Origin of the sequence: Mycobacterium angelicum (assembly GCF_002086155.1) — a bacterium.
Taxonomy (GTDB): domain Bacteria; phylum Actinomycetota; class Actinomycetes; order Mycobacteriales; family Mycobacteriaceae; genus Mycobacterium; species Mycobacterium angelicum.
In genome coordinates, this window is the sequence record NZ_MVHE01000006.1 from 192506 (window position 1) to 205946 (window position 13441).

At 65.5% G+C, this 13441-nt stretch carries 12 protein-coding genes; 8 read left to right on the top strand and 4 right to left on the bottom strand.

The window, feature by feature from the left end; all coding sequences use genetic code 11:
- Positions 1 to 4: 4 nt before the first annotated feature.
- The 3 genes from BST12_RS06890 to lysX form a co-directional block, all read right to left on the bottom strand.
- Positions 5 to 445 carry a DUF6653 family protein gene (locus BST12_RS06890; RefSeq protein ID WP_276028806.1) on the bottom strand — a complete coding sequence of 147 codons (441 nt, stop codon included), beginning with the start codon at positions 443 to 445 and terminating at the stop codon, positions 5 to 7.
- Between the two features lie 6 nt (positions 446 to 451).
- Positions 452 to 1894 carry an alpha/beta hydrolase gene (locus tag BST12_RS06895; RefSeq protein ID WP_083112353.1) on the bottom strand — a complete coding sequence of 481 codons (1443 nt, stop codon included), beginning with the start codon at positions 1892 to 1894 and terminating at the stop codon, positions 452 to 454.
- Between the two features lie 101 nt (positions 1895 to 1995).
- Entirely contained in the window at positions 1996 to 5304 is a 3309-nt protein-coding gene (gene lysX / locus BST12_RS06900; RefSeq protein ID WP_372510892.1) for a bifunctional lysylphosphatidylglycerol synthetase/lysine--tRNA ligase LysX, read from the bottom strand.
- Positions 5305 to 5740: 436 nt separating this feature from the next.
- Here lysX and infC point away from each other — a divergent pair, with 436 nt between their 5' ends.
- The 4 genes from infC (at position 5741) to BST12_RS06920 (ending at position 7789) form a co-directional block, all read left to right on the top strand.
- Complete coding sequence (infC, locus tag BST12_RS06905; protein ID WP_083112393.1) at positions 5741 to 6346, top strand: translation initiation factor IF-3; 606 nt, start codon at positions 5741 to 5743, stop codon at positions 6344 to 6346.
- A 15-nt stretch (positions 6347 to 6361) separates the two neighbouring features.
- Positions 6362 to 6556 carry a 50S ribosomal protein L35 gene (gene rpmI / locus BST12_RS06910; RefSeq protein ID WP_083112355.1) on the top strand — a complete coding sequence of 65 codons (195 nt, stop codon included), beginning with the start codon at positions 6362 to 6364 and terminating at the stop codon, positions 6554 to 6556.
- 65 nt (positions 6557 to 6621) lie between these two features.
- Entirely contained in the window at positions 6622 to 7011 is a 390-nt protein-coding gene (rplT, locus tag BST12_RS06915; protein ID WP_083112356.1) for a 50S ribosomal protein L20, read from the top strand.
- 1 nt (position 7012) lies between these two features.
- Positions 7013 to 7789 (top strand): TrmH family RNA methyltransferase, encoded by a 777-nt coding sequence (locus BST12_RS06920; RefSeq protein ID WP_083112357.1) that lies wholly within the window; start codon positions 7013 to 7015, stop codon positions 7787 to 7789.
- Positions 7790 to 7806: 17 nt separating this feature from the next.
- Here the strand turns inward: BST12_RS06920 and BST12_RS06925 are convergent, their stop codons facing one another.
- Positions 7807 to 8838: an oxygenase MpaB family protein gene (locus BST12_RS06925; protein ID WP_083112394.1), complete on the bottom strand. Its 1032-nt coding sequence runs from the start codon at positions 8836 to 8838 to the stop codon at positions 7807 to 7809.
- A 329-nt stretch (positions 8839 to 9167) separates the two neighbouring features.
- Here BST12_RS06925 and BST12_RS06930 point away from each other — a divergent pair, with 329 nt between their 5' ends.
- The 4 genes from BST12_RS06930 (at position 9168) to BST12_RS06945 (ending at position 13300) form a co-directional block, all read left to right on the top strand.
- On the top strand, positions 9168 to 10550 hold the full coding sequence (locus BST12_RS06930) for a PE family protein (RefSeq protein WP_083112358.1): 1383 nt from the start codon (positions 9168 to 9170) through the stop codon (positions 10548 to 10550).
- A 190-nt stretch (positions 10551 to 10740) separates the two neighbouring features.
- A complete protein-coding gene (locus tag BST12_RS06935; protein ID WP_372510891.1) occupies positions 10741 to 11553 on the top strand; it encodes an adenylate/guanylate cyclase domain-containing protein in 813 nt (270 codons plus the stop codon).
- Between the two features lie 9 nt (positions 11554 to 11562).
- Positions 11563 to 12363: a rhomboid-like protein gene (locus tag BST12_RS06940; RefSeq protein WP_083112360.1), complete on the top strand. Its 801-nt coding sequence runs from the start codon at positions 11563 to 11565 to the stop codon at positions 12361 to 12363.
- A gap of 232 nt (positions 12364 to 12595) precedes the next feature.
- Positions 12596 to 13300: a TetR/AcrR family transcriptional regulator gene (locus BST12_RS06945; RefSeq protein ID WP_083112361.1), complete on the top strand. Its 705-nt coding sequence runs from the start codon at positions 12596 to 12598 to the stop codon at positions 13298 to 13300.
- Positions 13301 to 13441: the final 141 nt, after the last annotated feature.

Here is a 13441-nt window from a genome sequence, read left to right on the forward strand (position 1 = left end):
CACGTTACTGCGGCGGTGCGACCGCCTGTTGTTGCCCGCGATCGTAATAGCGCACCATCTGCTGCCAGTAGACCATCGTCAGAGCCATCTGCGCGGCGGTCGCCACCGCCGCGGGCCGCAGTCGCCGACGGCGTGCGGCGATCACCGCGACCACCGAAATCACTGAGGTCGAACCGCTGACCAGCATGGCGGCGTCGCGGGGCCGACGGGAGATCCACAGTTCTTCGCCCAGCATCGCCCGCGTCGCCCAGGCGCGTTCATGGCGCGGTTTACCGAAGACGAAGGGATTGACCGCCAGCCACCCGGCGAGTAGCAGGGCGTGGCTGCGTCGCCGCGTCCAAATCGGGACCAGCGTCAGCGGGGTACTCGCCCAGCGTGTCCAGGCGCTCCACGGATTGCAGTGCCGGGCAAAAATCGCCCGGCGCACGCGTGCGACCGATGTCATCGGCGGCTACCGCCCGGCCGTGACGAATTGCCCGGCTGATGCGGCCGTGCCCGGCAGCGGAATCCGGGGCACCTCCGGCGTGTGCAGCTGGCCGGCCAGCCAAGGCAGAGCCGAGGCGAAAACCTGGTCGGCAAAGGGCCAGTCGTGCTTGCCGGGATGAGAGATGACCGCGCAGTCGATTCCGTTGGTCCGGCCGAGTGCACACAGTGCGTTGGCCGCCGCGGTCTGGTTGCTGGGATTGGCGGCGGCATCGCGCCCGGCCTGTCGCATGGTGGGGGTGTCGGCGATCGCGTTGTCGGGGCGCACCGACGCCTGCGCAGAAATCGCGAACCACCCCGAAATGCCGGTATACGGGCCGTGCTTGGTGATTACCGTCGTCGGGTCGAATGAAGCCCAGGCATCGGCGTTGCCACCGAACAGCCTGGTGATGGTTTCGGCCTTGTTTCCCGCATTCGGATAAAAGTCCCCGGCGACATCGACGAACGCGCTGAACAGCGTGGGATGCATGACGGTCAGGTCCACCGCGCAGGTGCCCCCCATTGACCAGCCCACGATGCCCCAGTTGGCCTGCTCGCGACTCACCCCGAACTTCGAGACCATGAACGGCACCACGTCCTTGGTCAAGTGGTCGGCCGCGTTGCCCCGACTTCCGTTGACGCATTCGCTGTCGTTGTTGAACGCGCCGCCGGAATCGACGAACACCAGAACGGGGGCGTTGCCGTGGTGGGTGGTCGCAAAGTCGTCGATCGTCTTGATCGCATTGCCGGCTCGCGCCCAATCGGCGGGCGTGTTGAACTGGCCGCCGATCATCATCACCGTCGGCAGTGCCGGTGGCGGATTACTGGCGAACCAGGCAGGCGGCAGGTACACCAGTTCGCCGCGATGCTTGAAATGCGATGCGTCGGAGGAGATGGCCACCGGGACCACGCTGCCGTGTGAGGGCAGCGCGCCCTTGCCGGCCATCGCGTCGACAGTGGCCTGGTCGGTCTGGTCGGGCAGGGGACCGGAGGTGATTTGGTTCCAGGCGGCCTGCACGGTCGGGAAGTAACCCACCCACAGGTTCAGCGTCAAACCGGCGCTGAGCAAACACAGCGGCACCGCCAGCAGGGATGCGCCGCGGCGCCATCGCTGTGCGCTGCGCCAGCCCAGGACCAGCACGGCGGCGGCCACCCCGGTCATGGCGATCCAGATCCACAGCCCACGCGGCGCCGGCTCACTGGCAAGACCGTGCGCCGTGACATACCAGCGGGTCCCGTAGACCGCCGCGGCGCCGGCGATCGCGGCCACCGGCAGCCACCGGTGCCGCCAGCGACGGGACCGCCATCCGATGGTTGCCGCCAGCACGATGGCGGTCACCACCTGGACGGTGGTCGGCACCCAGCCGTGCATGAGCGATATGTGGCCACTTGCCAACGACTGCGGTGCGACGAACGACGTCGGCGCTGTCATACGTTTCATTCTGGTCGATGGTGCTCCGCGCGTGACCTTGTTTCCGCAATGTTTCCTGTGAGTTAACTGGGGGCCCGGCGCGCCTGGCGGGCGCGCCGCCGTTAGTGGGGTTTGGCGAGCGGGAAAGGCAGCGTCTCGCGGATGCTGCGGCCGGTCACCAGCATCACCACCCGGTCCACGCCCATGCCCAGGCCGCCGGTGGGTGGCATCGCATATTCCATGGCTTGCAGGAAGTCTTCGTCGAGCTGCATCGCCTCGGGATCTCCGCCCGCGGCCAGCAGCGACTGTTCCTGCAGCCGGCGCCGTTGCTCGACGGGGTCGGTGAGTTCGCTGTAGGCGGTCCCCAACTCGACACCCCAGGCCACCAGGTCCCACCGTTCGGCGACCCCGCGCTTGCTGCGATGCGGACGGGTCAGCGGCGACACCGAGGTGGGGAAGTCGATGTAGAACGTCGGGTGTTCGGTGCGGTCTTCCACCAGGTGTTCGTACAGCTCGAGCACCACCGCGCCGGCATCCCAGTGCGCCCGATAGGGGATGTGGGCGGCATCCGACAGTTTGCGCAGGGTGGGCAGGTCGGTGTCGGCGTCGATGTGCTCACCGAGGGCGTCGGACACCGCGTCGTGCACGGTCTTCACCGGCCACACACCGGAGATGTCCACCGGCTCGAGGCGGTCCTCGCCGGTGAGCCGCATGGCCGTGGTGGCGCCGTTGGCCGCCAGGGCGGCGTTCTGGATCAGCTCGCGACAGCCGTCAATCCACACCAGGTAATCGGCGTGCGCTTGATAGGCCTCCAGCAGGGTGAACTCGGGATTGTGGCTGAAGTCCACACCCTCGTTGCGGAAAGCGCGGCCGAGCTCGAATACGCGTTCCACGCCGCCCACGCACAGCCGCTTGAGGTACAGCTCCGGAGCGATGCGCAGGAACAAATCCATCGAGTACGCGTTGATGTGTGTCACGAACGGGCGGGCCGCGGCACCGCCGTGCACCTGCTGCAGGATCGGCGTCTCGACCTCGGTGAACCCCTTGGCGAACAGTGTCTCCCGGATCGAGCGCAACACGTTGCTGCGTGCCGTCACCAGGGCCCGGGATTCATTGTTGATGGCCAGATCCACGTAGCGGGTGCGGACCCGCGCCTCGGCGTCGGTGAGCCCCTTCCATTTGTTGGGCAGCGGACGCAGGCATTTACCGATCAGGCGCCAGCGGGTCACGATCAGCGATTGGGTGCCGTTCTTGCTCCACCCCATCTGCCCCGTCATCTCCACCAGGTCACCGAGATCGATCGCCGCATTGAAATCCGCGGCCCGGCCCTGCTCCAGGCGTGAATTGTCCAGCAGCACTTGGATTTCCCCGGACCAATCGCGCAGTTGGGCGAACAGGACGCCGCCGAAATTGCGGATCCGCAATATCCGGCCGGACACCGAAACATCGGTGTGATCGTCGGCTTCCAGCGCCTGCGCCACCGAGTGGCTGGGCTGATGCCCCACCGGATAGGCGTCAATACCGTTGCCCTGCAACGTCTTCAGCTTGCTCAGGCGCACCCGCACCTGCTCGGGAAGGCGACGGCCGGCGTCGTCGGTGCCCGCGATCTCGGGCTGTTGCAACCCACTCACGTCCGGGGCCGTGCCGTCGGGATGCAACAGGCCGGTCGCCACCAGCGGAGCCGGCACGGCGGAGTGATGACCGGTGTGCACCTTGTCGCGACGGCTGAACGGCAACACCAGGAAACCCTCGGCGATCACCGACGCGACGCCGACCTTGGGAATCAACCGGGCATCTTCGTAGCAGGAGTAGCGCGGCACCCATTCGGGTTGGTACTTCATGTTCGAGCGGTACAGCGTCTCGATCTGCCACCAACGTGAGAAGAAGACCAACAGCCCGCGCCACAGCCGTGCGATCGGACCGGCGCCCAGCTGGGCGCCCTGCTCGAACGCGGAGCGGAACACCGCGAAGTTAAGCGAAATCCGGGTAATGCCAAGGCTTTCCGCGTGCAAGGCCAGCTCGCTGACCATCAGCTCGATGGTGCCGTTGGGGGATTGCGGGGAACGGCGCATCACATCCAGCGAAACACCGGTGCTTCCCCATGGCACCAATGACAGCAGTGCCACCGTCCGCTGCTCGGGGTCCAGCGCTTCCACCAGCAGGCAGTCGGAGTCCGCCGGATCACCGAGCCGGCCCAGGGCCATCGAGAAACCACGTTCGGATTCGGTGTCACGCCAGGCATCCGCGCGCTCAATGGTTTGGGTCATCTCGTCGCCGGGAACGTCACGGTGCCGCCGGATCCGGACCGTCAGGCCGGCCCTTCGCGCCCGCGTCACAGCCTGTCGTACGCCGCGCATTTCGGGCCCGGTCAACTTGAAGTCGGCAGGGCGCAGGATGGCTTCGTCGCCCAGCACCAGCGCGTTGAGCCCCGCTTCGCGATATACCTGGGCTCCTTGCGAACTGGCGCCCATCACCCCGGGGGACCAGCCGTAGGTCTGGCACAGGTGTAGCCAGGCGTTCACGGCCTGCGGCCAGGCCCGCGGGTCGCCCACCGGGTCGCCACTGGCCAGACAGACCCCGATCTCCACGCGATAGGTGATGCAGGCCCGGCCGCTGGGTGCGAAGACCACCGACTTGTCGCGCCGGGTGGCGAAATAGGCGAGTGAGTCGTTCTGCCCGTACAGCTCGACCAGCCCGCGGATGGCCGACTCGTCCTCACCGGTCAGCGCGTTATCGGCGCGCTGGGATTGGAACAACACGATCGCCGCGGCGATCAGCGCGAAGGCACCCAACAGGCCGAAGATCGCGTTGAGAAAGACGTGCGGTCTGCCGGTGAACAGCGCGGAATCGACGAGGCCGAACCCGATCACCCGGTTGGCGACATAGGGCAACCGGTCATGCGCCGCAAGCGATCCCGGGAACATTTCCACCAGGCCCCACGAAATCAGGATCCCGATAGCGCCGCCGGTCACCAGCACGCCGGCCGCCTTGAACAGCGCTCCGCGGCGAACTTTGGCCCAGAACTGCCGATAGCTCAGTACCAGCAGGACGCTGGCCACGATATGGAACGCAAAGCCGAGATTCTCGCCGAAGTTCTCGGCGGCGGTGTTATCGCCCGCTGCGATATCGGCGACGTTCAGTACTGCGGCGAGCACCATGTTGCCCAGCAGCAGCAGCCAGGCGATCCGTTTACGGGCGGTGAGCGCGGCGGCCAGCAATGCCAGCACAAAGGACCACGCGAAGCTGGTGTCGGGGAAGTTGAACAGGTAGCTGTTGATGAATTCCCGTGGAGCGTGGATGAGCCACCGCACCAGCGGCGACACACTTGCCAGCAGCGACAGGGAAGCGATGACCCCGACGATCCAGCCCGCCGTCGCAGGTACCCAGTGAAACCGGGAAATCTGCCTGCCCTCCCCCAAGCGAGGCCTGATAAGTGTCACAGACCGCGAGGATATTCCCTTAAACCCGGAAATTCTTGGCGATGTCGTGGCTAGGTTGCACAGTTCGGGTGTGGCGGTGTGCCCAGTTCGGCCAGTTCGTTGCCAAGATGGCGCGTCCTGCCTGTTAGACTCACTGCTGCGACCATCCCGGCGAAGGCCAGGGACAGTTAAGTGGAGTCCCACTCCCACCGCTTGCCGAGAAGGTTTTCAAAGCTCTTTGAGGCAAAACGGTCCGGTCACAGGCATCTTAAGAATGCCTGTTCTGCGCGTGCCGCAGGCGGCTTGAGTAAATCCAGGCCGCGATCGGTCGGCATTGGGCCCTGCTATGCAGGGCTTTTTTGCTGATGGCTGGTGTGTTTCCCGTGCTGATTCCGGCTGGTTTCGGGTTTTGAGCCGCACTGGAAGAGAAGCCAACGAGGGAGGCCCCATCAGCACTGAGACCCGCGTCAACGAGCGCATTCGCGTACCTGAAGTCCGACTGATCGGCCCAGGGGGGGAGCAGGTAGGCATAGTGCGTATCGAAGACGCACTCCGCGTTGCCGCGGACGCCGATCTCGACCTTGTCGAAGTTGCCCCGAACGCCAGGCCACCGGTCTGCAAGATCATGGATTACGGCAAGTACAAGTACGAGGCGGCGCAGAAGGCGCGCGAATCCCGCAGGAACCAGCAGCAGACCGTCGTCAAGGAACAGAAGCTGCGGCCCAAGATCGACGACCATGACTACGAGACCAAGAAGGGCCACGTGGTCCGCTTCTTAGAGGCGGGGTCGAAGGTCAAGGTCACCATCATGTTCCGTGGCCGCGAGCAGTCCCGGCCCGAGTTGGGCTACCGATTGCTGCAGCGCCTGGGCGCCGACGTGGCCGAGTACGGATTCGTCGAGACGTCGGCCAAGCAGGACGGACGCAACATGACGATGGTGCTGGCACCGCACCGCGGCGCGAAGACTCGTGCCAAAGCGCGCGATGAACCTGCGGGCGGGCCCCCACCGCCCAACCCCAACACCGCCGGCGACACCAAGCCGTCGGCGAACTAGCAGAACTGAGGAAACATGCCCAAGGCCAAGACCCACAGCGGGGCCTCAAAGCGGTTCCGCCGCACCGGGACCGGCAAGATCGTCCGGCAGAAAGCCAACCGCCGGCATCTGCTCGAGCACAAGCCGACCAAGCGCACCCGGCGCCTCGATGGCCGTACGACCGTGGCGGCCAACGACACCAAGCGGGTCAACGCGCTGCTCAACGGCTGACTCGGCGCCCAGCGACACTCGGCCACCGGCCCTGACCATTTCGTCCGAACGAGAGTAGGAAATCAATGGCACGCGTAAAGCGGGCAGTAAACGCCCACAAGAAGCGGCGCTCCGTCCTTAAGGCCTCCAAGGGTTATCGGGGCCAACGATCCCGCCTTTACCGCAAGGCCAAAGAGCAGCAGCTGCACTCACTGAACTACGCCTACCGCGACCGTCGGGCACGCAAAGGCGAGTTCCGCAAGCTGTGGATCTCGCGCATCAACGCCGCCGCGCGCGCCAACGACATCACGTACAACCGGCTGATCCAGGGCTTGAAGGCCGCCGGTGTGGAAGTGGACCGCAAGAATCTCGCCGACATCGCGATCACCGATCCCGCGGCCTTCAGCGCGCTGGTCGACGTCGCCCGGGCCGCACTGCCCGAAGACGTGAACGCACCTTCGGGAGAGGCCGCCTAGCCTGCTGACCGAACGCTCGGCCAGGGTGGCGACGGCGGTCAAACTGCATCGTCACGTCGGCCGGCGGCGTGCGGGACGGTTCCTCGCCGAAGGACCCAACCTGGTCGAGGCCGCCGCAGCGCGCGGGCTGGTGCGCGATCTCTTCGTCACCGAGTCCGCGGCCCAGCGTTACGAATCGCTACTGGCCGCGCAGCAGGCGCCGGTCCATCTGGTCACCGAGCGCGCCGCAAAAGCGCTGTCTGACACGGTGACGCCGACGGGTCTGGTCGCGGCCTGCGACATGCCGTCAACGCGGCTGGATGAGGTGCTCAGCGGCGCACCCGCATTGATCGCGGCCGGGGTGGAGATCGGCGAGCCGGGCAATGCGGGCACGCTGATCCGCATCGCCGATGCCATGGGTGCCGCGGCGGTGATCCTGGCCGGCCACAGCGTCGACCCGTACAACGGCAAATGCCTGCGCGCCTCGACTGGCAGTATCTTCTCGATTCCCGTAGTCGTCGCACCCGACACCCACACGGCCATCACCGCTCTGCGCGCGGCCGGCCTGCAGGTGCTGGCGACCACGGTTGACGGTGAAATCTGCCTCGACGACGCCGATTTGGCTGCGCCGACGGCATGGCTGTTCGGGCCCGAATCACACGGCCTCTCCGACGAAATCGCCGCGGCGGCCGACCACCGGGTGCACATCCCGATGGCCGGTGGCGCCGAGAGCCTGAACGTGGCCGCTGCCGCGGCGATCTGCCTTTATCAGAGCGCGCGGGCACACCTGGTGCGGTAGCGCGCCCATCCGGACGGCTAGGCGGCCTTTTTGCGGCCGCGTGCCGGGCGCAGGCCGGCGATCGAGAGCGTTCCGTGCACCAGCGACCCGGCCCGCTCCATCAAGAGCTTGGCCGGATTGCTGCGCGGCGGGAAGTAGTGCATCGGCAGGCCGCGGCGGTCGCGCGGTGGCGCCATGAAGCTGGGCGCCTCGACCAGCGGGGCGTCGCTCGAGACGCGCCCCTCCGCGCGGCGGTAGGCGGCCAGCGCACGTGGATGCAGACGGATCTCGTCGGGCACCGCCAAGAAAGCCAACTCGACCACTTTGCCGAACACGCGTAGCAGGATTTCGTCACCCGGCGTCCAGTGCATGCCCGCCTTCTCCCGCACGGCGGGCTCGAACAGCCCGGCGGCGATCCAGCGCTGACCAGCCACCAGCGGCTTGAAGATCTGGTCCCAGATCGGGGTGGGCATGAGCACGAACTTGGGCTTGGGGATGCGCATCTTGAAGATGTCCAGGGTGGCTTGGTTGATTTCCAGCTCGTCGCGGCCGACCCGCTCCCAGTACTCCTGGAACTCCTCCCACGACGTGGGCACCGGGCGCATGCTCATGCCGTACATGCGGTACCACTGCACGTGCTCGTCGAACAGTTGGCGCTTTTCGGCCTCGGTGAGGCCGCCACAGAAGTACTCGGCCACCTTGATGACGAGCATGAAGAACGTCGCGTGTGCCCAATAGAAGGTTTCTGGATTCAGTGCGTGGTAGCGACGGCCTTCGGCGTCGACGCCCTTGATGGTGCGGTGGTAGCCCTTGATCTGCTGGCCGGTCTGGGCCGCCCGGTCACCGTCGTAGACCACACCCATGATCGGGTACACCGAGCGGGCCACCCGCTGCAACGGTTCGCGCAGCAGAATCGAGTGTTCCTCGACGCCGGCTCCCAGCTCCGGATACATGTTCTGGATGGCGCCGATCCAGACGCCCATCATGCCCGTGCGCAAGTCTCCGAAGTATTTCCAGGTCAGCGAGTCGGGCCCGAGTGGCTCGGCGGAGGTGGTCGATACGACGGTCATCACGGCCTCCATGCGCGTAATTTGCGCTCACGATAAACGCTGACAACGCACGTTGTCTACGATTTCGGCGGATGGTCGCAGGCGGTGTTATCCGCCGTCCACACCGGCGTGCCAGCGCCGTGATCAGGCGCTATGACGGGAGTCCCGGCGCGCGGGCCAACCCGGGACCGGTGGGCCGGTCAACCTGCGCCAAGACGCCGGCGAAATGGCCGTCCGGACATCGGAAAGCGGCAAAAATTCCTTTGGCCACGAAAGGATCGCTCAAGGTACACTTTGGATTTCCGAGCTCTACCCGGTTGTTTTCTTCTTGAGTAAAGGGGAGGCCAGCTGTGTCGATTCTGAATGTGTCACCCGAAGTCGTGACTGCAGCGGCGGGGAGTTTGGAGAACATCGGTTCGGCAATGAGTGCCGCCAATTCGGCGGCTGCGGCACCGACGACACGTCTGGTGGCTATGGCCGCGGATCAGGTATCGGCAGCCGTCACAGCGGCGTTGACGTCGTACGCTCAGCAATATCAAGCCCTCGGCTTGCAGGCTGCGGCGTTTCACGCCCAGTTCGCTCGCGCCGTGAGTTCCGGTGCGCTCGCATACCTCAGCTCTGAAATCGCCAACGCCGAGCAGGTGCTGATAAACGCCGTGAATGCCCCGGCGGTCGCACTACTGGGTCACGCAGTGATCCCGACCGGCCCCGTTGGCGGTCATGGGGGAGGCACAGTTTCTGCCGGCATACCTGCGACGACAACCAGCGGCACCGTCGGCACGACTACCGCCGGCTCGGGCACCTCGGCTACCTCTGGCAGTACTGGTACCGCCACGTCGGGAACGACGACCGCCACCTCCGGCAGCACGGGTACCACGGTGTCGGGAACGACGACGGCCACCGCCGGCGGCACCACCGTCAGCACTGGTACCGCCGCAACCGATGTGACCACCGCATCCAGCGGCGCAGTGGTCAGCACCGGCACTGCCCTCACCGGCGTGACCGCCACATCCGGCGGCAGCACTGTGGTGACCGCAGGGACCAGCGGTGCCACCGATGCCACGACCGTGGGCACCGCCGTCGGGGCGGACCCCGGGACTACGGTCACCGTTACGCCAGTCGCCCCAGCTCCCGTCGTCGAGCCGGTCACCCCCGCCCCGGTCATCGACCCGGTCACCGGGGTTCCGATCAGCGGGGCCACCGGCGGCAGCGCCACCCTGTTGGATTCCGCTCCGGCCACCATTCCGCTGATCAATGCGAACACCCCATTCGGCCCCCTGTCGCTGACTCTGAGCGGAATGGAAGACCTGTTTACCGGTCAGATCACCATCGACTCGGGCTCAATCGCGTTGCCGGCGCCGCTTGCGCTCAGCTTTGATGCGCTGGGTCCGTATTACCTCGCAATGAATTCCCTACACCACAGCGGCACGGCATTTGTCAGCGCGATGCAACACGGAAATGTGTTGGGGGCAGTAAATGCACTTTTCTTCGCTCCCACTAATGCCATGGGCGGCTTCTTCTTCGGCCATGACACGATTTCGCAGACGGTGCCCGCACCAGGGGGGTTCGGATACACCTCAGTCGGGTTCCAGGTTCCGGTCGGTGGGCTCTTCTCGCCTCTTCAGCCCCTCACACTGATTTTGACGCCTACCGGTAGCGCGCCGACGAACATTGCGTTGGGCGGCACGGAGGTCGGCGGTCTGCTACCTGGCCTCCTTAGCTTGTTCCACTAGCCCGGGCCCCGCGAAGCGTGTGTCGCGGATCGCAGCACACGCCGAACGCAACTGATTGCCTGCCTTAGCCAAAACCACCTACCCTGGCCAGGTGGAGGTCGGGCTGGAGGATTCGGAGTCCGGCGTGCCCGACGATACGGCGACCGCGGTCTCGGAAGACGCTGCAGAGCGACGTTCTCCAGGCCGGTGGCTGAGAACCACAAACCACAGCCCTGGTGTGGTGGCCTTCGTCCGCCGCGCGCGACGGCTGTTACCTGGCGATCCCGAGTTCGGCGATCCGCTGTCCACAGCTGGAGACGGTGGTCCGCGTGCCGCGGCACGCGCCGCCGACCGGCTGCTGGGCGACCGCGATGCGGCGTCTCGGGAGGTAAGTCTGGGCGTGTTGCAGGTATGGCAGGCGTTGTCCGAGGCGGTTTCCCGCCGCCCGGCAAATCCGGAGGTCACGCTGGTTTTCACCGACCTTGTCGCATTCTCGACGTGGTCATTGCAGGCGGGCGACGATGCGGCCCTGACCCTGCTGCGCCAGGTGGCCCGCGCCGTCGAGCCCCCGCTGCTGGATGCCGGCGGACACATCGTCAAACGAATGGGCGACGGAATCATGGCGGTGTTCCGCAAGCCCGAGGTTGCCGTGCGCGCTGTCTGTGCGGCCACCGATGCCCTGAAATCCGTTGAGGTGGACGGCTATAGACCACGCATGCGGGTCGGTATCCACACCGGCCGCCCGCAACGACTCGGTGCCGACTGGCTCGGTGTCGACGTGAACATCGCTGCTCGGGTTATGGAAAGGGCCACCAAAGGTGGCATCATGATTTCCAGCCCCACCCTGGACCTGATCCCGCAGAGCGAGTTGGACGCCTTGGGCGTCGTCGCTAAGCGGGCCCGCAGGCCGATGTTTTCCAGCAAACTCACTGGCATCCCTCCGGACTTGGCGATCTATCGCCTCAAGACTGGTAGAGAGTTGACAGCGACCGATGACCCGGATGTAACAAATTCCAATGCATAGTGGAACCCGATGATTTACGGCATTTTCTCCCGGCTGTCCCGGGTCCGGTTCACGGTCGGTTATCTCGCAGCTCTTGCCTGGGTCAGCACTGTGATTCTCACGCTCAGTCCACAGGCGCACGATCGCCTGATCCGCCATGCCAGCACCAATTTGCACAATCTGTCGCATGGCCGGCTGGGGACGCTGTTGGGCAGCGCCTTCGTCGTGGAAGCCGGCCCGCTCTACTTCTGGATGCCGTTTCTGGCTTGTCTGCTCGCGCTCGCAGAGCTGCATCTGCACACCATCCGGTTGGTGGTGGCGTTCGTCGTCGGCCACGTTGGGGCGACGCTGGTGGTCGCGGCGGCTCTGGCCGCGGCGGTCGAATTCGGCTGGTTGCCATGGTCGATCACCCGGGCAAGTGATGTCGGCATGAGCTACGGCGCGCTCGCCGCGCTCGGCGCGCTGACCGCCGCGATTCCGCGGCGCTGGCAGCCGGCGTGGATCGGCTGGTGGGTCTCGGTGAGCGTGACGGCCGGTGTCGTGGGCGCGGAGTTCACCAACGCGGGGCACGCCATTGCCGTGATCCTGGGCGTGCTGGTAGCTACCCGCTTCCGCCACCCGATCCACTGGACACGGGTGCGGTGCCTGATGCTGGCGATGTCCTCGGGGTTCGGCTTCCTGCTCCTGGCGCACAGCTGGTGGGCAATGGTGGCCGGCCTGGTGATCGGTGTGCTGGGTGCCGCGCTGGCGCAGGTGTTCGCCGGGCGGGAACGGGTCGTCGGCCCGCCGGTGTCCGAGCAGCCAGTTGCGCAGCCGGTGCTGAGCGCCTGATCGGCGCGGCACTAAGTACGGCTTTCCCCATGCCGTCTTGTGGGTGAAGGTTTCTTCACAACAGCTTGACTGAGGAATCCCTCGTGCGCCATCGAGCTACCTCCGCCTTAGGGGGATAGTTGAAGATATCTTCAGTCAAGGATGGCCCAACCAGTCAAGAGTGTGAAGATTCCTTCAAAATCGAGGTAAGCTGTAACAGCGGGGTCTTCACCTAACGATTTGGGAGCCATCATTGGCTGACGTCGACAACCGACCCAACCGCTTGCAGTTGCGCAAGCAGCGCACCCGCGCGGCGTTGATCGCGGCCGCGCAGGGGTTCATTGCCGCGGGTAAGTTCAACGTTCCGATTCAGGACATCAGCGAGGCCGCCGATGTCGGCGTCGGCTCGTTCTACAACCACTTCGAGACCAAAGAAGAACTCTTTGAGGCGGCCATCAACGAGGTCCTTGACGCCCATGGGGCGTTGCTGGACGCGTTAACCGCATCGATCGACGATCCGACCGAACGATTCGCCTTTAGTTTTCGGCTGACCGGGCGGATGTTTCCGCTGCCGCAGAGTCGGATTGTGCTCAATCACGGTTTGGCCCTGATCACTGCCGATCGCGGGCTGGGGCCGCGGGCCAAGCGTGACATCGCCGCCGCGGCGGCTGCCGGCAGACTTACCGTGACCGACCCGCAGCTTGCGATGGCGGTTGCCGCGGGCATGCTCTTGGGGCTGGGGGAATTGCTGCAAGCAGAACCCGAACGCGACGCGGCGCAAGTTACCGACCAGATCGCCGAAGACATGCTGAAAATGTTCGGAATGGCAGCCGAAGAGGCGCGCACGGTGTGCTGCACGCCCGTCGGTCTCGATGCGCTCGGTCGGTTGCAGGCGGCGGTCCAGCCGCCGTCGCAAACGGACATCGTTGGAACCGCGGCGGCTCGCTGGCGAGCGTAGCGGGCGTCGACAAGCTGGGGTCGCACCGATGCTTGAAGAATCTTCACTCAAGAATGATCGACCAATTACACTCCTTGCGAAGAAACCTTCATAACCGAGGAATGCTGTAGTCCAGAGTTCTTCACCTAACGATTTAGGAGC